Raw genomic sequence first — 19,081 nt, 5'->3', positions numbered from 1 at the left:
CACTCATACAGTTTTTGTCACCCTGTTATCAGAGATGACCTCGCCCGAAAAGGATAGAACGATGTTTTCAAGAATGTTTGCCAATCTGGCCACAACAACCCGCGCCCCTTTGTTTGACAGCCCTGCAAATTGGGGGCTGGCCTATGAGGATGTAGAATTCCAAACCGCCGATGGTCTGACCATTCGGGGCTGGCTGATCAATCCTGGTCAGGACAAAGTCATCATCCAAAGCCACTTTGGTCTGTTCGCAAGCCGCGCAGGCTATACCAACGACGGCAAGCCACGCGGTATGCGCGCCTGGCCTCAGGATATTCCGTTCCTCAAGCACATCCAGAAATTCGCAGAAGAGGGCTATACGACCCTCGCGTATGACCTGCGCAACTGTGGTGAAAGCGACAAGACCAGCGACGGGCTGTCCTGCGATGGTCAAGCAGAGTACCAGGACGTTATGGCGGCGGTGAACTTTATGACCTCGCATCCTGACTACAAAGACGCGCCGATTGGCATGCTGAACATCTGCATGGGCTCAAGCTCGATGACGCTGGCGCATGGTGTGCCGGGTGGACTGGAGCATGTGGACAACATCAAAGCGCATGTTGTGATCCAGCCTCTGAACAGTGGCATGTGGTTTGAGCAGATGAAGGTGCCGGGTTTCATGATCCGCGGTGCCGTGCGCTATAACCAACGTCGGGGCGGTGTGGATTTCACACAAAAGCCGATCGTCAAAGCCCATCTGATCAACAAGCCAACCATGGTGATCCAGAACAAGAACGACCCATATGCGGATATGGACTATGTGAGTTCTTATTATAACACGCTGAACGTCGAAAAAGAGATGGTCTGGACCGACAAAGAAAAGAGCCGCATCGCAGGCTATGCGGATCTGACAGAGCGGCCTGAAAAGGTCATCGAGTGGTTCAACAAATACGTTCCAAACAAAGCTCCAGTTGCTCAGGCGTAACGCCTGAGCCCCATTAAAAAAGGCAATTTACAATGAAAACTCTCCTGACAGCCGGTCTCATCGCCCTGGGCGCGACCTCTGCCTATGCCGAAAGCAAGGATATGGTCGTGTCCTGCACTCAACGTGTGCAGGATTACGCCTGGTATCTGGACCATCCCGGTGAGGATATGGTGGCAACGTCCAAAGCCTTTGCCGAGATCTTTACAGAAGACGCGGTTCTGAAACTTAACAACGCGCAGTTTGTCGAAGAGACTTTTGTCGGTCACGACGCGATTGCCGCGCGCTATCTGCAGGGCCGGGACGTCATGCGCTTTTTGCATGTGACCGGCAATGTGCGCATTGTGCCGACCGGAGAAGACACCGCGATGGGTACGAATTACGTGACCGTTTATATCCACCCGATCGGGGGCTCTATGGCGGAAAACAGCATTCAGGGCATTGCGGAATATCGCGATGAATACCGCATGACCGAAGACGGCTGCCGCATTAGCAACCGTTTTGCCTATCTGCGCCTGCTGGGCGATGACGGCGCGATTGCGGATCCGCAACCCTAAGATATCAACGGCTTATCCCTTACGGGATAAGCCCTCTTTCCCCTCCTAACATCATTGCACATTGCACGCGCTCTTGCAGCGCGCCGGAAAGGACATCCTCATGAACGAACAATCCCAACAGATGATGCAAGCCATGCTTCACACCATGGGCGAAGCCTCGCGCACCCCAATCATGCGTCGCCCCAGCGACTATGATCTGGCCTACGAAGATGTGTTCTTCCCCGCCCTTGATGGCACTGTCATCGAAGGCTGGTTCATCCCTGGCACGTCGGACAACATCATCGTGGTCAACCACTTTAAAGGCGCAAACCGCTATGGCTTTCCGGGACACCTTGAGCCGTGGAAATCTCAGGGCGCAGGCTTTGAGGTCAACTTCCTGCCGCTCTACAAGGCGTTGCATGAAGCAGGTTACAGCATCCTCACCTATGACCTGCGCGGCAATGGCCTGAGCGCACCCGGCCCGCATCCGCTGATCGGATCTGGCCTGTTGGAATATCGCGACGTGATCGGCGCGTTGCGCTATGTGCGCAGCCGGGAAGACACCAAGCATATGGATATCTCGATCTATACCCAGTGTTTCGGGGCGAACTCGACCTTTACCGCGATTGAAAAGCACCCCGAAGAATTCGCCGACATCAAATGCATGATGGCGCTGCAACCGCTGTCGTCTTGTGCGTTTATCGACGGTGGCGTGGCTGCGGCGGGCATTCCGGGTGACGTCTGGGAAGCGGAATATGAAAAGCTGACCAGCCTGCGTACCAGCGACATCGACATGCCGCGCTGTGCCAAGGCGATCACCTTCCCGACCTTTGTCGTTCAGGTGCGCGATGACTTTATCACCAAGCCTTACGACATGGAGGCGGTCTATGACGCGATCCCTGTCGAGGACAAAAAGATCTTTTGGATCGAAGGCACCAACATCCGCACCGATTGCTATCGTTACTTCCCCAATGACCCAACCCAGGTCATCGAGTGGTTCGATGCGCATATTAAATAACCACTAAATTAACCAAGACACGACCCCAAAGGGACCGCCGGCCTCCTATACCTCCTGCAGGCGGTCCCGCTTTTGTCACAACGTAGGACACTCCCATGCCCCTTGATACCAAGCATTTTGACTCTTGGCTCAGCCATGTTCCTGACGCCCACGGCACCACAATGGCCATCACTGGCACCACCTCTGGTGTCGGCTATTGGGCCGCTGTTTTTGCGATCCGCAAGAACGTCAAAGCCCTGTTGCTGTTGAACCGCGACTCGAAACGCGCTGTTGATGCCCGCACCCAGCTTGAGCAAGAAAAAGCCGCCGCTGGCAGCACAACCGAGATCTTTAGCATCTCTTGCGATCTCAAGGACGTGGCCTCGGTCAAAGCCGCGGCCGCGCAGGTCAATGCGATCTGCAAGGACTATGGCGGGCTGAATGTGCTGGCCAATAACGCGGGCTTTGGGCCTGTGGCCGACACGCGATCCGACGCCGGTTATGACATTCAGATGCAAGTGAACTTCTTCTCGCATTATGTGCTGGCGCAGGGGCTGATGCCGTCTTTTGATCTGGCCATTGAGCAGGGCGGAGAGGTTCGGATCTGTCAGCAATCTTCGGGCATTCGCTATCAATCGTCCAAGCTGATGCTCGAGCAGAAATACTTTGAAACCTCAGAGCCCGGCACTTTGGGCGGCAGCGGTGTGAACGGCAGCATGGAGCGATATCGTCAGAGCAAGATCGCCTGTGTCGCCTTTGCGCTGAAGTTGAATAAGATGCTGGCCGCACGGGGCTATGACACGACCAAAATCAAAAGCGTCGCGGCAGAGCCGGGTTTTGCGGAAACCAACCTTGTGTCCAATTCCGTCTCCGGCAACACGTTCTTTATCGGCCAGCTCTCCAAAGTGGTCATCCGGGTCATGGCGCTGTTTATGAAACGCCAGACGGCAGCGGATGGCTCGCTGCCGATCGTTCAGGCCAGCCTTGGGGCCGATGTGTCCAGCGGGGATTTCTATATGCCCAAAGACGGCAATACCGGCACGCCCGTGACCTCAATCGCGGGTGGTGTTCTGGACAAGGGCGATGCTGCGCAAGAGCAATATGGTCTGCAAGAGGCAGGTCAGGATCTGTGCTGGGACATGAGCGAAAAGGCCTATGGCGACTTTTTCGAGTTCAGCAAAATGTCTTAGGAATACGGAATAGTTCACTCTTCCGGTGAACTATTCCTATTCAAGCAACCACACTGTGAATTACGGCCCATATTCGAATTTCATTCTTTGGATCAGAATTTCTGGATTTGTTCAGAGCGATCGAAAAACCGAATACTTTTGGGCGTGCGTAAAAAGTTCCCGAGTTCACGCCTTCCAAACAAATCTTCGAATTTTTGGCGAGAGCGTCGGCTGTACGAACTAACAAACACCCAATGCACGGATGCCGCGAATGGCCACATTTCGCCTTCTATGCACTGTCTGCAAGCGGCCCATACCGGACACTAGTGAATTTTGCGGCGAATGACCGGATTGAGCCCAAATCGCCGAATGCTGCGCTTCGTGCAAACGTCGGCATTGCGCAGAAAGCTGCGCTTTGCAACGCTGAGATCTGCTGTCAGCAAAGCCTGTCGCACTTGGCGAACAGGTTGTCCCGACTTCCCGAGCACTTTGCCGAAAAGATGATTGGGTACATTTAGAACAAAATAGTAGCGTCCACGATCTTACGTAATCCCCACTAGAGGCCCTCAAGCAATCAACCCGACTATGCGGGATTCCATGCGGGAATTTATGCGGGAGAAACCTATAACATTCGGTAAAGAATGGGGAGGTATCTGATTTTATTCAGAAAAACCCCAAACACACCAACTCAAATGGCTTGTTCGTGGCGGAGGAGGTGGGATTCGAACCCACGAAGGGCGTTAACCCTTGCTGGTTTTCAAGACCAGTGCATTCAACCGCTCTGCCACTCCTCCGGTTTGATCCGTCTAGCGCCCCCGCTTTGATTCTGAAAGACCGCAATTGAGGGAAAATTCGCCGATTGCCTTACGCAGACTTTCCTTGCTGCATCGCTCTCGTTACACTACCGCATAAATAAAAGGGGTCTTGTGGGCATCACGACCAATAACGACCTTGAAACAAGCGCATCAGGCAAAGGGCAAGGCAGGATGACAGCAGGGCACATGAACAGGCAGTTCACTATTCTTTCCAAATCCTTAGCGGGCGTCTTGGCGCTTGGCCTCTTGGCGGGCTGTGAGGATTTTCAGGGGTTTAACCTTGGCGGCAATGCTGGCGAAGATACGCCGGTGGAAACCACGTCAACCACGGTTGTAGAGCGTGATGTGGAAGCGCCCGAGGTGTTTTACGTCTCGGAAGCGGGTCTTTGGGACGGTCGGCCCTCCTTGGGTGGCGTCTGGGTTGCGCATCCGGATGTGACGGAACCCGAGCGGGTGATCATCAAAAACAAAGCAAATGGCAAGTTTGTCATCGGCGCCCTCTTCCGGCGCGAACGTGCGATCCCAGGACCACGCGTGCAACTCTCGTCTGATGCTGCGACAGCGATTTCTGTCCTTGCGGGTCAACCGGTTGAAATCGAAGTAACCGCCCTGCGGCGCGAGGAAGCGCCTGTGGTTGCGGAAACCGTGGACACTGTGGAAACGGCGGAGGCCGTGACCGAAGAGACGCTGGATCCGATCGCATCGGCTTCGGCGGCAATTGACAATGCCGAAGCCTCTCAACCTGCAGCGGCACCTGCGGTACAATCAAATCTCGCCAAGCCATTCGTTCAGATCGGCATCTTCAGCGTTGAAAACAACGCAAACAATGCTGCGGCTCAGATGCGAAATGCAGGGATGATCCCGACGGTCAAAGCGCAAACGATCAAGGGCAAACCCTTCTGGCGTGTGATCGTTGGGCCTGCGACCACACGGTCCGAGCTGAATTCTTTGATCAAGCGCATCCGCGACAATGGCTTTACCGACGCCTATGCGGTGTCCAACTAACCCGGATCTTTTGGAGACCCGTTTTATGTTTTCATCTGCCAAACGCTTATTGGCTTCTGTTCTTTGTGCGGCCCTTTTGGCGGCGCCAGTGTCTGCATTTGAAAACCGCGCCAAGGCGGGGTTTGTGATCGACCACACCACGGGCACGATCCTGTTTTCCAAGCGCGCGGATGAGGCTCTACCGCCCGCGTCCATGTCTAAGCTGATGACGCTCTATATGGCGTTTGAAGCCGTGCGCGACGGGCGGTTGAACATGGAAGAGAGGTTGCCTGTCTCGCAGCACGCGATGAACTATGGCGGTTCAACCATGTTTCTGGACACGACGGACCGGGTGAAGGTCGTCGACTTGATCCGTGGCATTATCGTTTTGTCCGGCAATGACGCCTGTGCGGTGATTGCCGAGACGCTATCGCCAGACGGAACAGAGGCAGGCTTTGCCCGTCAGATGACCCTGCGCGCGCGCCAAATGGGTATGACCAGCTCGACCTTCGCGAACTCCAACGGCTGGCCCGCGCCCGGGCATCGCATGTCGATGCGAGATCTGGCCTTGCTCGCGAACCGCCTGATTACAGATTTTCCTGAATTCTATCCGATGTTCTCGGAAACCAAATTCGAATTTGACGGGCGCGCGCCTCAGAATGTAAACAACCGAAATCCTTTGCTACGCCTTGGCGTGGGGGCGGATGGCTTGAAGACCGGCCATACTCAGGAAGCAGGCTATGGCCTCGTGGGGTCCGCCAAACAAGGTCCTCGGCGCGTGATCTTTGCGGTGTCAGGCATGACGAGCGCCAAGGAACGTGCTGAAGTTTCAGAACAAATCGTCAATTGGGCGTTTCGTCAGTTCAGCACGAAAACCATCCTTCGGGCAGGCAAACGCGTGGCCGAAGCTGATGTCTGGATGGGGGATGCGCCGCGTGTCGGTCTTGTGGCCACAGATGACATCGACATCCTTGTTCCGGTTTCCGCAGGCGATGAGATCGCGGCCGAAGTGGTCTATAACGGCCCTCTGCAAGCCCCGATTGAGGCCGGCCAAGAGATCGCCGAACTCGTGATCCAAGCAGGTGATCTGCCAGAGGTCCGCGTGCCGCTGGTTGCGGAAAACGCTGTTACTGCGGGCGGGTTTTCGGTACGGATGCGCACGGCGACTGCGGTTCTGATGAAGAACTTCGGGCTTGGGTCCTAAAGGAAATTCAAAGACATGGGCAACGGCGCATTCATCACCTTTGAGGGTATTGATGGGTCTGGGAAATCGACCCAACTTAAGCGGCTGGCCGAAGCGCTTAAGGGCTCGGGTCACAACGTGGTTGTCACGCGCGAACCGGGCGGATCAGAGGGTGCCGAAGAGATCCGCTCTCTTGTGCTTGAAGGTGCCACGGACCGCTGGTCGGCTGAAACCGAGATCCTTCTGTTCACCGCAGCGCGGCGAGACCACATGGAACGCACGATCCTGCCCGCCCTTGAGGCCGGAAAAATCGTGCTCTGTGATCGTTTCGCCGACAGCACGCGCATGTATCAGGGCCTCTCGCGCGGAGACCTGCGCGACCTTGTTGATCAGCTCCACGACCTGATGATTGGGCGCGAGCCAGATCTGACCGTGCTGATCGATATGGACCCTGCCACGGGTCTCGCGCGCGCCAAGGGACGGCAGACCTCCGAAGAACGCTTTGAGGATTTCGGCCAAGAGCTGCAAAATAAAATGCGCGCAGGTTTTCTGGATCTGGCCCGAGAATTTGCCGACCGCTACCGGATCATTGATGGCGATCAAAGCATGGATGACGTCGCCGCTGACGTGCTGAAATCTGTGTTAGACTATCTGAATGACTGACGACGCCCTGCCCCAATCCGACCAGATCGACGGTGCGCCTCACCCGCGTGAGACGGCGATGATCTTTGGGCAAGAGGCGGCAGAACGCGGGTTCCTAGACGTCTTCAACGCAGGCCGTCTGCACCACGGCTGGCTCATCACGGGACCGCGCGGGATCGGCAAGGCCACTTTGGCCTGGCAGATCGCGCGCTTTCTGATCGCAACGCCCAAGGACGACGGTGATAGCCTCTTTGGTGCCCCCCCTGCCACGACCTCGCTCGCGATTGATCCAGAGCATCCGGTTGCACGTCGCATTCAGGCGGGCTCGGAGCCCGGTCTTGTGACAGTCAAACGGCCCTATGACGAGAAAACCAAGAAATTCAAAGCCCAGATCACTGTGGACGAAGTCCGGCGGCTTAAGAACTTCTTTTCTTTGTCAGCAGCCGACGGCGGCCATCGCGTCGTGATTGTCGACAGCGCCGATGAGATGAACGTCTCAGCTGCCAATGCGCTCTTGAAGCTGCTCGAAGAGCCCCCCGCTAACACCACGCTTTTGCTGATCAGCCACCAGCCTTCACGCCTTTTGCCCACGATCCGCAGCCGCTGTCGCGAGCTGCGTCTTGCGCCTTTGTCGCCTGCCGACATGGCGCGCGCATTGGAACAGGCCGATCCGGGCGAGCCTGCCTCGCCAGAGCTCGCTGAACTCGCCGGGGGCTCGGTCGGGGAAGCGATCCGTTTGGCGCAGTCGGGCGGGACGGAAATTTACGCGCAATTGGTGGCGCTTTTTGCAGGCATGCCGCGCCCCGACAGGCAAGCGGCGATGGCATTGGCGGAAAGTGCCGCGATGCCGGGTCAGCAGGATCGGCTGGATCATCTGCTGAACCTCATCGACCTGCTATTGCTGCGCCTCGTACGGGTCGGCGCAACAGGACAAGTGCCGCAAATCGAAGCTGCCCCCAATGAAGCACAAGTGCTGGCAAACCTGTCCAAAAACCCGGCACAGGCGCGGGCCTGGGCGGATGTGGCGCAGGAAATCTCTGCGCGGAGCCGTCACGGCAAGTCGGTGAACCTTGACCCTGCCGCTTTGGTGCTTGATACGGTTTGGAAGATCCAACAAACCGCGCAGCGTTTTTAATGTCCGAACCACTGATCACTGACAGCCATTGCCACCTCGATTTCCCTGACTTTGAGGGCCAAGTCGGCGATTTCGTTGCCAAAGCCGCAGAGGCCGGCGTGCACCGCATGGTAACGATCTGCACGAAGCTGAAAAACGAGCCCTCCGTGCGCGCCATCGCCGAAGCGCATGCGCCGATTTTCTATGCGGCGGGCACGCACCCAATGAGTGCAGCCAGCGAGCCATTGGTGACGGTTGAAGAACTGGTGGAGCTGTCATCGCATCCCAAATTTGTCGGGATTGGAGAAACGGGTCTGGATTATCACTACACAGCGGAGTCAGCTGAGATCCAAAAGACCTCGCTGCGGGTTCACATCCAAGCCGCCCAAGAAACTGGCCTGCCGCTGATCATCCATGCGCGCGCCGCCGATGAGGATATGGCGCGGATATTGGCTGAAGAGCACGCCAATGCGCCCTATTCCTGTGTGATGCATTGTTTCAGCTCTTCCGCAGAGCTCGCAAAAGCCGCTTTAGATCTGGGGTTCTACCTGTCCATGTCCGGCATCGCCGCCTTCCCCAAAAGCCAGGAATTGCGCGATATTTTCGCCAGTGCCCCCGTCGACCGCATCCTCGTGGAGACCGACGCACCCTATCTGGCGCCCCCGCCCTTCCGCGGCAAACGCAATGAGCCGTCTTATGTGGCCCACACCGCGCGCAAAGGGGCCGAGGTCTTTGGCATGGACTACGCAGACTTCGCGGCTCAGACCGAAGCCAATTTCGAACGGCTGTTTTCCAAAGCCACCCTCACGCAGGCAAGCGCTGCATGAGCGGGACGATCACCTTCACCATTCTGGGCTGCGGCAGCTCGGGCGGTGTGCCGCGACTGGGCGGCATCTGGGGGGATTGTGATCCCGAAAATCCGAAAAACACCCGCACCCGCTGCTCTCTGTTGATCGAACGCGAGACCTCTGAGGGCAAGACCACGGTTCTGATCGACACCTCGCCAGACATGCGCCAGCAGTTGTTGCGCGAGAATGTGGGACATATTGACGGGGTCGTTTATACCCATTCCCATGCCGACCATGTGCATGGGATCGATGATCTGCGTATGATCGTTTTCAATATGCGCGAGCGGGTCAAAGTCTATGCCGACGGCCCTACGCAGGACGCGCTTTTGTCACGATTTGGATATGCCTTTGTGCAGCCGCCGAACTCGCCGTATCCCCCGATCCTGGACCTGTATGGCATTGACGGAGACGTCACCGTGTCTGGTGCTGGCGGTGACATTGTGCTGACCCCGATTGAGGTCGAGCACGGAAGCATCGACTCTCTGGGGTTTCGGGTGAATGACGTCTTTTATCTCCCTGATGTTTCAGGGATTTCTGACGACGCATGGGAGCAGATTTCGGGCCTGAAATGCTGGATCCTGGACGCGTTGCGCCGCACGCCGCATCCGTCGCATTCGCATCTGGACAATAGCCTTGAGTGGATCGAACGCGCCGCGCCCGAACAGGCCGTTCTGACCAATATGCATGTGGATCTGAATTACGAGACCGTCGCGGCAGAAACCGCAGACCATATCATTCCGGCCTATGACGGCTTGCGCCTGACCTTCGACCTTTAGAACGGCTGAATATCCACGCCAGCGTTTGACAGATTATCCCGCAGGGTCTGGGCGATTTGCACCGCAGTCTCTCCGTCCCCATGCAGGCAGATCGTATCGACCTGCGTCGGGATCTTCACACCATTCTGCGAGATCAGCGCCTGCTCATCGACCATCCGCAGAATACGCTCCGAGGCCTCTTGCTCGTCATGAATCACCGCGCCGGGCTTGCTGCGATCTACCAAGAGACCGTTGTCCTCATAGGCGCGGTCGGCAAAAATTTCTCCGACCCAGTTGCAGTCCAACGCCCGAACCGCGCGTTCCTGAGCCGTTGCAGCGATGGCCATAATGACGATTTCCGGAGCCACACGCAGCGCCGCACTGTAAGCGGTGCGCGCCATATCCTCGTCCTCGGCACACATATTGGCCAAAGCCCCGTGCAGCTTAAGGTGCCGCAACGATGTGCCCAATGCCGCCGCTGTCGCCTGCGCTGCACCCAATTGATAAATAACGAGGTTTTCCAGCTCGCTCGGGGATAGTTTGATCCGCCGCCGCCCAAAACCCTGCAGATCTGCAAAGCCCGGATGTGCTCCTATGTTGACACCATTGTCCCGTGCCAAGGCCATGGTCTTGGCCATCGTATCCGCATCACCCGCATGCCAGCCACAGGCCACATTGGCGCTGGTGACAATGCCCAACAAAGCCGCGTCATTGCCCATCGGCCATGGACCAAAGCTTTCGCCCATATCCGCGTTCAGATCTACTTTTGCCATTTAGCCCTCCGGGTCCTGTCCGGCTGTGACACCACTGATCAATTGATAGCTCAGAAGATCGCGCATGTCGGCAGGGTTTCTGACGACCGGAGTGATTTTGCTGCGCAACGCACTTAGTTGATCCGCTTCAGATTTGGTGCGCGCCTCGGCTTCTTTGCGAGATATCAGCTTGAACCGAAACGGTTTTCCGGGCTGCGCCTGCGCCAGTTTCGGTAGATCATCCGGTACGACAGTTCCGATGCGCGGATAGCCCCCCATGGTCTGGCATTCGGCCATCAGCACATAGGGCACGCCGTCTCCGGTCTGTTGAATGTCACCCTGCATGATGAAATCCGAGGCAAGCCCTGCCGCCTGATCTGTACCAAACTTGAGGCTTGGATGATCCAAACCAATCCCTTGCCGATTGGCGCGGTTGGATTTGGTGAATTCGGCCTCAAAAAATGCCTTTTGCGTCGCCGCATCAAAAAGATCGGTCTGAGGGCCCGAGACCACATGCAACACGCCGCCGTCAAACCTGTTTTCCGCAGTCAAACCCATTTGAACGGCATAAGGATCGGGATCTTGGGCAAAGGTGATCTCCGCGCCCTTTGCGAGCACCGCGCCAATCCCAGCCATCAGATGCGCGGCCTGACTGCCCAAATGAATGGCGCTTTCAATGCCGCCCGCGAAGGTCAGATATCCGTAGCTGCCTGCGCGACAGGCACCCAGATCCAGACGTGCGCCAGAGGGGATCAAATGGGTCTGGTTCCAGGCTAGCGGCGCGCCGTCCAAACTCGCAACCATCGGCGCGCCGGTCAACGCGATGCGGGTTGTGGCTTTGAAAATGAAAGTGCCGCCAAAACCTGCGATCTCCAGCGCTGGCAAGACCTGCGGAGCCCCCAAGAGCGCCGTTGCTTCAAACAGGGCTAAACGATCCATCGCCCCGCCGCGCGACAGGCCAGCTGCGATCTGTCCCGGGCGTCCGAGGTCTTGGATCGTGATGGCTGGACCGTTGCCCTGAAAAATCACGCTCATCGCAAAACCTCGAGTTTCGCGCGGCCGAGACCGTCGGCATTGTCGGCCAGAATGCTTGCCATCTCAGAGCTTGCAACCGCTTCAAACCTGAGGACGTCGCCTGCGCGCAGCAAGATTGGCTCGGTGCGATCAAGGGCAAAGGGCAGAAATCCGGACTGGCCAATGTGATGCCATCCCGTCGGATTTTCATTCGTAAAAATAATAACTTGTCTTATGGCAAGGATCAGGGCTCCGGCGGGAACGGAGGGGTTTATCGCAGACATTCGGGGGATATCCCACCGTTCTGGCAAAAAGCCCAGATAGGCCTGCCCCGGGGCGAAACCCAGCGTTAGGACTTCGACCTCTTGGGCACATAGCTCTGCAACCGCGTCTGTGTCAGACAGCCCGGTAGCACCTGCGGCTTTCGTCAGATCAGGGCCATAGGCGTCACCAAAAGCGATAGGAATGGTCCAGCGACGCAAAGGGTCGGGCCGCGTCACTTTACTCCAGTCACGGGCATCAAGGCGTTCTTGCAAAGCCTTGGTCACGCCTGCGCGTACGGCAGAGTCACCGTCGACCTCGACCATGACCGTCGTCAGAGAACCCGCCACCTGCGCAACACCGGCGATTGGATCTGACGTCAGATCCGCGACAAAAGCGCGGACCGCAACCGTCAGCTCTGGCCGCGCGGTCAACCCGAACCGCACAATCAAAGACGTGAGGCCAAGGGGTAAAATCACCGGTTGTTCAGGAGTGGACGTCGACATCGGAGCCTTGCTTTGCAACGCCCCGAAAATGTCCCGCGCCGCGCCGGATTACAAGAGGCTTAGCCCACTTGGCGACCGTGGCTCCAAACACCTCGAATGACCGGCATGTAACGCAAAGTGCGAACGCGGATCATATCAGCGTGCATCCCGGGCTCGAACGTGCCGCGATCACTTAGGCCTGAGGCCCGCGCTGGCGCTTTGGTCACGGTTTTCACCGCGCGCGGCAGGTCGTCCCAGAGCTTGGCCAAGCGGAAGGCCGATTGCAGCAAAGCCGCCGGCACATAGTCAGAGGAAATAATATCCAAAAGGCCCAGCTCTGCCAGTTCCAGTGCCGAGACATTGCCCGAATGGCTGCCCCCGCGCATGATATTAGGCGCGCCCATCATGATCGCGATGCCATTGTCGCGGCAGGCCCGCGCGGCCTCGACTGTGGTGGGGAATTCCGCAAGGCGGATACCATGACCTGCCGAGGTCACGACTTGCTCAGTTGTGGTGTCATCGTGGCTTGCCAAGACCGCCCCAAACCGCGCGGCTTCGCTGACGGTCATGGTTTCGTGCTTGTCGCCAAGGCGGGCACGCAGGTCCAAAAGCGTATCGAAATGCTCTTGGTATTCCGCGTCATTCATGCCGGATTTGCCCATGACATAGGCTTTGAACTTCTCGGTGTCGCGGAACTGCCGCTGCCCCGGCGTGTGATCCATCAGGCTGACGATGCCTACACGGTCATTTTCGTCGAACTCGCTGAGTTCTTCGATCAGGGTCTCGGAACAGACCTCAGCGCGCAGATGCAGGAAGTGGCTGATTTTCAACGCATTCTCAGCCCGCAAAGCGAGCATTTCACGCGAGAGTTGGCGGGCGTATTTCAGATAGCGCCCCTTGCCTGTCGGAATAGACCCAACCCGCATGGCATCGAAAACCGTGGTGATGCCACAGCCCGCGAGCTCTGCGTCATGGGCAAGGATAGCTGCGTCATGCGGCCAGTCGACCTTGGGGCGCGGCTGGATATGGCGTTCAAGATTGTCTGTGTGCAATTCGACAAGGCCAGGCAGGATAAAGTCGCGATCACAGTCAATGGCGCCGACGGGGCATTGCCCCCCTTCGACCACGTCAAGGATCTTGCCCTCCGCCACATAGATCGCGCCAGACACAACGCGGTCCTCTAGCACGATCTGCGCATTGGCGAGGCAGAAAACACCGCTATCGACATCGTGGGACAGGCTTGGAGAGTTCATGTCAAAACATCCTCTGAATAGAGCACAGCAAGGGCCGCGGCGATGGTCTCATCAATCGCACCGTCATTGCTGAGATCGGTATAGGTGACGCCCGCAGGCATCGGAAAATCTGCGCGCTTAAGGCGCTGTTCGATATCTTCGGCGGTTTCGCGACCCCGGCCTGACAGACGCGCGCGTAGCGTCGCGTCGCTGGCCGTCAAACGCAAGGTCACGAGATCCGGAAAGGCCTTTTGCGCGGCGGGCAGAACTGCACGGCTGAGGTTCGCGAGCAAGTCTTGACCATTCGCAAGATCATCATGCACCGTCTTTGGAATGCCATAGAGCAACCCATGCGCGGGCCAGTCCAAGGCAAACGCGCCGCGCGCTTTGCGGCTCTCAAACTCTGTGGTTGAGACGGGCTCATAGTCCTCTCCGCCCAGCCCCTTTGGCCGGGTGATCACACGTTTCACCAACCCAAGGCGTGGATGCGCTTTGGCAAGCGCCTCCATGACGCTGTCTTTGCCGACCCCAGAGGGGCCGACGATTGCTATGAGCCGCCCCGCCATCTAGGCCGCCGCCAGAGGGCTGAAGCCCGTGACGTCGATCTCACGATCACAGACCCGCTCGCGCGCGGCCTCGTCGTGGAAGATGCCGACGATGGCAGTGCCATTTGCTTTGGCCTCTTCAATCAGCCCCAGCACAATTTCGCGGTTGGTGGCATCAAGGCTTGCGGTCGGCTCATCCAACAAAAGCGCGGGATAGCTGTGGGCAAAACCGCGTGCGATGTTCACACGTTGCTGCTCACCGCCCGAGAAGGTGGTGGGCGAGAGCGACCACAGAGGCTCTGGGATATTGAGCTTTTGCAAGAGGCTTGCGGCACGGTCTTTGGCCTCGTCCATCGGGGTGCCCAGCGACAAGAGCGGCTCGGCGACGACTTCGATGGTTGGCACGCGCGGCACGACACGGAGGAACTGGCTGACGTAACCCAGCACTTCGCGGCGCAGCTTCAGGATGTCGCGTGGCTCGGATTGGGTGACGTCGACGCCGCCGACCACCACGGATCCACCCGCGGCGAGATAGTTGCCATAGATGATCCGCATCAGCGTGGATTTGCCTGCACCTGAGGCTCCGGTCAGGGCGACACATTCGCCCGCTGGCACGGTCAGGTTCGCGCCCCGCATGACTTCGAGGACGGCGCCACCTTGGTTGTGCAAGGTGAAGGTTTTCGAGACATTTGTCAGTTCAATCATCGTCTTATACCTGCAAATCAGAGCTGACGAGCAGCTGGGTATAGCCATGTTGCGGATCATCCAGAACCTGATCGGTCAGGCCTGTTTCCACCACATGACCGGATTTCATCACCATCAGGCGATCCGCCAAAAGGCGTACGACGGCGAGGTCGTGGGTCACGATAATGGCCGACAATCCAAGATCACGCACCAGACCGCGCAACAGATCCAAGAGGCGTGCCTGGACCGAGACGTCAAGGCCTCCGGTCGGCTCGTCCATGAAGACCAGACGCGGGCCGGTCACAAGGTTGCGGGCAATCTGCAGTCGTTGCTGCATGCCGCCGGAAAAAGCGGTTGGGCGGTCATCAACTCGGTCTTCGTCGATCTCGACGCGGCCCAGCCAATCCACCGCCTGCGCGCGGATATCGCCATAGTGGCGTTGACCCACGGCCATAAGGCGTTCGCCCACATTGCCGCCAGCCGACACGCCCATACGCAGCCCATCACGCGCATGTTGATGCACAAAGGCCCAGTCGGTGCGGCCCAGCATCCGGCGCTCTGGTTCGCTCATTTGCAATGTGTCGCGCGGACCATCGGTGCGGGTGTCAAAGATCACTTCGCCTGTGTCGGGCGCATGGTGACCGGCCAGACAATTCAGCAGGGTCGATTTGCCAGAGCCAGATTCCCCAACAATCCCCATGACTTCGCCGGGATAGAGGTCAAACCCCACATTCGCGCAGCCAATCCGGTTGCCGTAATATTTGCTGACGTCTTTGACTGAGAGCAAAGGTGTCATGCCGCCACTCCTTTCGGTCCAACATGGCCCTCGCCACGTCGGCTTTCGCAGTAATCGGTGTCCGAGCAGACAAACATCCGCCCGCCTTCATCGTCGGTGATGACCTCGTCCAGATAGCTGTGGGTCGCGCCGCAGAGATCACAGACGTGATCCGCCTTGGAGGCCTCAAAGGGGTGATCCTCGAAATCAAGGCTGACCACCTTGGTGTGCGGCGGCAGCGCATAGATCCGCTGCTCGCGCCCTGCCCCAAACAGCTGGATCGCATCCATTTCCATTTTGGGATTGTCAAACTTCGGGATCGGCGACGGGTCCATCACATAGCGCCCTTCGACCTGCACTGGATAGGCGTAGGACGTGGCGATATGGCCGTGTTTGGCGATATCCTCGTAAAGCTTCACATGCATGAGGCCATATTCCTCAAGCGCGTGCATCTTGCGGGTCTCGGTCTCGCGCGGCTCCAGAAAACGCAGAGGTTCCGGGATCGGCACCTGATAGACGAGGATCTGATCCTCAGAAAGTGGTTCCTCGGGGATCCGGTGACGCGTCTGAATGACGGTCGCCTCAGAGGTCGCAGTGGTGGTTTTCACCTCGGCTGTGTTCTCAAAGAACTTGCGGATCGAGACCGCGTTGGTCGTGTCATCCGCGCCTTGGTCGATGACTTTCATCGTGTCCTCAGGCATCAGCGTCGCGGCCGAGACCTGCACGCCCCCCGTACCCCAACCATAGGGCATCGGCATCTCGCGGCTGGCAAATGGCACCTGATAGCCGGGGATCGCGAGCCCCTTGAGGATCGCACGACGGATCATGCGTTTGGTTTGTTCGTCGAGATATGCAAAGTTGTAATCAGACATTTTGATACGAACCTGATTTTAGGAGAGAGCCTTGGAAGTCTTGTTGATCGTTGGATCTCTGGTTGCATTCTTGTTGTTCATCGCCCTTCGCGACATTTTGCGAGATCGCCGCAAATGGAAGACGATGCGCCAAAACGAAGACGGAACTTGGAGCTGGACTGACCGAGATGGGTCGACCCAGACGTCGATGTACCGTCCGCACTTTGCCGGCGACACATCCTACGGAGGCGGCTCGGGCAACTTTGGAGCTGGCGATGGGAGCATCGACGGCGGCGGCAACTAGCGTCATTCAGCGGCCTCCTTCTGCTCTGCAGCCGCCTCGGCGCGCAGTTTTCGGATGAGTTCGAGTTCCGCCTGGAAATCCACGTAATGCGGCAGCTTGATGTGCTCGAGGAACCCCGTCGCCTGGATATTGTCCCCGTGATAGAGCACGAATTCCGCGTCCTGCGCCGGCACGCCTTCGTTGTCTTCGCCAAACTCTTCCCAACGCAACGCGCGGTCCACGAGGGACATCGAGATCGATTTGCGCTCGTTCTGGCCAAAGACCAGACCATAGCCACGGGTGAACTGCGGCGGCTGCGATTTAGAGCCGACGAATTGGTTCACCGTCTCACATTCCGTCAGGGTGACCTCGCCGATCTCGATGGCAAAGCCCAGCTCTGGGATGTCCATTTCAACGGCAACTTCGCCAATGCGCAGCTCGCCCACAAAGGCATGCGTGCGCCCGTAGCCTCGTTGGGTGGAATAGGCCAAGCCAAGGGTGAAACCCTCGTCCGACCGGGTCAGCGCCTGCAGGCGCAACGCACGCTCGGCAGGGAGTTCCAGCGGCCCGCGGGTGAGGTCCGGAGGCGTGGTTTCTTCGGGGAAGGTTTCTTCGATGAGGCCTTCTTTGTTTAGGAATTCAGTGACATGCGGCACGTCAACTGGTTCTGCCTCACGCTCCGCCGCCTGAACCTCTTCGCCCTCGGCTGCCAGTTTGAAATCCAACAAGCGATGGGTGTAGTCAAAGGTCGGGCCCAAAACCTGCCCGCCCGGCAGATCCTTGAAGGTCGCGGAAATCCGGCGCTCACAAGCCATTTTGCTGGTTTCCACCGGATTGGAATTGCCAAACCGCGGCAGCGTCGTGCGATAAGCGCGAATGAGGAAGATCGCCTCGATCAGATCCCCGCGCGCCTGTTTGATCGCCAGCGCGGCAAGGTCTGGATCATAGAGAGAGCCTTCGGCCATCACACGGTTCACGGCCAGCTTGAGCTGCTCTTTGATCTGATCAACGCTCAGCTCTGCGACCGTGGTATCCCCACGGCGTTCCTCAGCCAGCCAGGCATGCGCGTTGTCAATGGCGCGCTCGCCACCCTTTACGGCTACATACATGGGGTGACCTCCGTTGAGCGAGGCAAGGCTGCAAGCTTGGCACCTTGGGTGAAATAGAAATCGCGGCCCAGCGGAAAGAGCGCGCGGTTGTTTTGGAACGGCGCGACCTCTGGCAAAGCAAAGGCCTGCATGTCTTTGATGCCTGGGCCTTTCAGGGTGACGTCCTCAGACCCCTGCCCCTCGATCACCAAAGTCGTAGAGCGATCAGGATATTCCGCGTCGCCAATCGCAAAGCGATCAATTGGCGCGAGTTCATTCCAGCGCCCGACCGCGAAATCTGCTTTCATCGGGGCCACAAAAGGCGCGCCGATGTGAAAGCTGATCCAAGTGCGGATCTCTTCGGTGTCAAATTCGGGTGTCAGATAGATACCCGTATCGCCGTCACAGAGCGTCAGCAGCAGAACGCCCGCCGCAATGGACATCGGTGCCGGCGGCAGCGCGCCCGCAACTTCATGGGTCGTGCCAGGCCGCGCCATCGCATTCATCAGAGCACGAAAGGCGCGCGCTGAGTCATGCGGAGGGTTTTTGAACCCGCCTTCTAAAGCTGTCGCGCTCATCTGTCTTCTCCTCGTGCCATGGTGAAGAAATCCACTTTCGTGGCTGCGGCCTTGCGGGTGCGCAGCGCGCGAGCTTCACGTTGGGCGGTTTCCAGAGGGGTGAGAACCTGCGCCCGGACATCCTCTGCGTGATCCGTCTGCATCAAAGCATCGACCAAGGCCGCGGCCTCGGAGTCAGCTTTGCTGCGGCCCTGCACATAGCCATGCCCGACGACGCCGGCGTCCAGTTTCAGCGCACAGCGCGTCACAGTCATCTCGCCCATATTAAAGGCCGACCCCGTGCCGCCCATGCGGCCCCGGATCATCACGCTACCCACTTCGGGCTTGCGCAACCATTCAAAACCGGTCTCTGCGCGATCTCCTAAGAGATCCGCAATTCGCCCCTTTGGGGCCTTTGCCAACAGCCCTATCCAGGCCTGGCGATCTTGTGTTTCCATCTGTCCCATCTCTGTCTCGACAAATTTTCGTTACACTATACAACTAGACTTATTATGCGAGATTCGAGGCCATCGAGCCAGAAAGATTTTGTGAA

22 protein-coding genes and 1 tRNA gene are annotated in these 19,081 nt (G+C 57.9%); 11 read left to right on the top strand and 12 right to left on the bottom strand.

Going from position 1 to position 19,081, the window contains the following annotated elements:
• Window positions 1-61 precede the first annotated feature (61 nt).
• The 4 genes from WG622_RS13565 (at window position 62) to WG622_RS13550 (ending at window position 3,681) form a co-directional block, all read left to right on the top strand.
• The gene (locus WG622_RS13565; protein ID WP_339404105.1) at window positions 62-961 is read left to right on the top strand and encodes an alpha/beta hydrolase; all 900 of its coding nucleotides are present in this window, start codon (window positions 62-64) and stop codon (window positions 959-961) included.
• Window positions 962-993: 32 nt separating this feature from the next.
• Window positions 994-1,515, top strand: coding sequence for a nuclear transport factor 2 family protein (locus tag WG622_RS13560; protein WP_339404104.1), 522 nt, complete (start codon window positions 994-996; stop codon window positions 1,513-1,515).
• 100 nt (window positions 1,516-1,615) lie between these two features.
• Window positions 1,616-2,512 carry an alpha/beta hydrolase gene (locus WG622_RS13555; RefSeq protein WP_339404103.1) on the top strand — a complete coding sequence of 299 codons (897 nt, stop codon included), beginning with the start codon at window positions 1,616-1,618 and terminating at the stop codon, window positions 2,510-2,512.
• Between the two features lie 95 nt (window positions 2,513-2,607).
• Entirely contained in the window at window positions 2,608-3,681 is a 1,074-nt protein-coding gene (locus WG622_RS13550; RefSeq protein WP_339404102.1) for an SDR family NAD(P)-dependent oxidoreductase, read from the top strand.
• Between the two features lie 683 nt (window positions 3,682-4,364).
• Here WG622_RS13550 and WG622_RS13545 read toward each other — a convergent pair.
• A tRNA-Ser gene (locus tag WG622_RS13545) sits at window positions 4,365-4,454 on the bottom strand.
• Window positions 4,455-4,646: 192 nt separating this feature from the next.
• On the opposite strand from WG622_RS13545, the gene WG622_RS13540 reads away from it, so the two are divergent.
• From WG622_RS13540 to WG622_RS13515, 6 genes are read left to right on the top strand one after another with little or no spacing between them, the layout of a single operon-like run.
• Entirely contained in the window at window positions 4,647-5,480 is an 834-nt protein-coding gene (locus WG622_RS13540; RefSeq protein WP_339404101.1) for an SPOR domain-containing protein, read from the top strand.
• A gap of 25 nt (window positions 5,481-5,505) precedes the next feature.
• A complete protein-coding gene (locus tag WG622_RS13535) occupies window positions 5,506-6,663 on the top strand; it encodes a D-alanyl-D-alanine carboxypeptidase family protein (protein WP_339404100.1) in 1,158 nt (385 codons plus the stop codon).
• 15 nt (window positions 6,664-6,678) lie between these two features.
• On the top strand, window positions 6,679-7,305 hold the full coding sequence (tmk, locus tag WG622_RS13530) for a dTMP kinase (protein ID WP_339404099.1): 627 nt from the start codon (window positions 6,679-6,681) through the stop codon (window positions 7,303-7,305).
• Window positions 7,298-8,419 carry a DNA polymerase III subunit delta' gene (locus tag WG622_RS13525; RefSeq protein WP_339404098.1) on the top strand — a complete coding sequence of 374 codons (1,122 nt, stop codon included), beginning with the start codon at window positions 7,298-7,300 and terminating at the stop codon, window positions 8,417-8,419. The genes tmk and WG622_RS13525 overlap by 8 nt, the downstream gene beginning before the upstream one ends.
• Window positions 8,419-9,225, top strand: coding sequence for a TatD family hydrolase (locus WG622_RS13520; RefSeq protein WP_339404097.1), 807 nt, complete (start codon window positions 8,419-8,421; stop codon window positions 9,223-9,225). Before WG622_RS13525 ends, WG622_RS13520 begins: the two co-directional genes overlap by 1 nt.
• Window positions 9,222-10,022, top strand: coding sequence for an MBL fold metallo-hydrolase (locus WG622_RS13515; RefSeq protein WP_339404096.1), 801 nt, complete (start codon window positions 9,222-9,224; stop codon window positions 10,020-10,022). Before WG622_RS13520 ends, WG622_RS13515 begins: the two co-directional genes overlap by 4 nt.
• Here the strand turns inward: WG622_RS13515 and WG622_RS13510 are convergent.
• Genes WG622_RS13510 through WG622_RS13475 form a run of 8 tightly spaced genes read right to left on the bottom strand, consistent with a single transcriptional unit; the run spans window position 10,019 to window position 16,621 of the window.
• The gene (locus WG622_RS13510; protein WP_339404095.1) at window positions 10,019-10,774 is read right to left on the bottom strand and encodes a LamB/YcsF family protein; all 756 of its coding nucleotides are present in this window, start codon (window positions 10,772-10,774) and stop codon (window positions 10,019-10,021) included. The two genes, WG622_RS13515 and WG622_RS13510, sit on opposite strands and share 4 nt — an antisense overlap.
• Window positions 10,775-11,788 (bottom strand): 5-oxoprolinase subunit C family protein, encoded by a 1,014-nt coding sequence (locus tag WG622_RS13505; protein WP_339404094.1) that lies wholly within the window; start codon window positions 11,786-11,788, stop codon window positions 10,775-10,777.
• Window positions 11,785-12,534: a 5-oxoprolinase subunit B family protein gene (locus WG622_RS13500; RefSeq protein WP_339404093.1), complete on the bottom strand. Its 750-nt coding sequence runs from the start codon at window positions 12,532-12,534 to the stop codon at window positions 11,785-11,787. Before WG622_RS13500 ends, WG622_RS13505 begins: the two co-directional genes overlap by 4 nt.
• Window positions 12,535-12,593: 59 nt before the next feature.
• Window positions 12,594-13,766: an alpha-D-ribose 1-methylphosphonate 5-triphosphate diphosphatase gene (locus WG622_RS13495; protein ID WP_339404092.1), complete on the bottom strand. Its 1,173-nt coding sequence runs from the start codon at window positions 13,764-13,766 to the stop codon at window positions 12,594-12,596.
• Complete coding sequence (phnN, locus tag WG622_RS13490) at window positions 13,763-14,311, bottom strand: phosphonate metabolism protein/1,5-bisphosphokinase (PRPP-forming) PhnN (protein ID WP_339404091.1); 549 nt, start codon at window positions 14,309-14,311, stop codon at window positions 13,763-13,765. The genes WG622_RS13495 and phnN overlap by 4 nt, the downstream gene beginning before the upstream one ends.
• A complete protein-coding gene (phnL, locus tag WG622_RS13485; protein WP_339404090.1) occupies window positions 14,312-14,995 on the bottom strand; it encodes a phosphonate C-P lyase system protein PhnL in 684 nt (227 codons plus the stop codon).
• A gap of 4 nt (window positions 14,996-14,999) precedes the next feature.
• The gene (gene phnK, locus WG622_RS13480) at window positions 15,000-15,770 is read right to left on the bottom strand and encodes a phosphonate C-P lyase system protein PhnK (RefSeq protein WP_339404089.1); all 771 of its coding nucleotides are present in this window, start codon (window positions 15,768-15,770) and stop codon (window positions 15,000-15,002) included.
• Window positions 15,767-16,621, bottom strand: coding sequence for an alpha-D-ribose 1-methylphosphonate 5-phosphate C-P-lyase PhnJ (locus tag WG622_RS13475; RefSeq protein WP_339404088.1), 855 nt, complete (start codon window positions 16,619-16,621; stop codon window positions 15,767-15,769). Before WG622_RS13475 ends, phnK begins: the two co-directional genes overlap by 4 nt.
• Window positions 16,622-16,652: 31 nt before the next feature.
• On the opposite strand from WG622_RS13475, the gene WG622_RS13470 reads away from it, so the two are divergent.
• Complete coding sequence (locus WG622_RS13470; RefSeq protein WP_339404087.1) at window positions 16,653-16,904, top strand: hypothetical protein; 252 nt, start codon at window positions 16,653-16,655, stop codon at window positions 16,902-16,904.
• A gap of 2 nt (window positions 16,905-16,906) precedes the next feature.
• Here WG622_RS13470 and WG622_RS13465 read toward each other — a convergent pair whose 3' ends face one another.
• Genes WG622_RS13465 through phnG form a run of 3 tightly spaced genes read right to left on the bottom strand, consistent with a single transcriptional unit; the run spans window position 16,907 to window position 18,986 of the window.
• Window positions 16,907-17,992 (bottom strand): carbon-phosphorus lyase complex subunit, encoded by a 1,086-nt coding sequence (locus tag WG622_RS13465; RefSeq protein ID WP_339404086.1) that lies wholly within the window; start codon window positions 17,990-17,992, stop codon window positions 16,907-16,909.
• Window positions 17,983-18,549: a phosphonate C-P lyase system protein PhnH gene (gene phnH / locus WG622_RS13460; RefSeq protein WP_339404085.1), complete on the bottom strand. Its 567-nt coding sequence runs from the start codon at window positions 18,547-18,549 to the stop codon at window positions 17,983-17,985. Before phnH ends, WG622_RS13465 begins: the two co-directional genes overlap by 10 nt.
• A complete protein-coding gene (gene phnG / locus WG622_RS13455) occupies window positions 18,546-18,986 on the bottom strand; it encodes a phosphonate C-P lyase system protein PhnG (RefSeq protein ID WP_339404084.1) in 441 nt (146 codons plus the stop codon). The genes phnH and phnG overlap by 4 nt, the downstream gene beginning before the upstream one ends.
• Between the last annotated feature and the right edge of the window lie 95 nt (window positions 18,987-19,081).

Origin of the sequence: Cognatishimia coralii, from assembly GCF_037478305.1 — a bacterium.
Lineage (GTDB): Bacteria > Pseudomonadota > Alphaproteobacteria > Rhodobacterales > Rhodobacteraceae > Cognatishimia > Cognatishimia coralii.
Note: the sequence above shows the minus strand (reverse complement) of the source record. Positions and strands in the feature narration are given on the sequence as shown.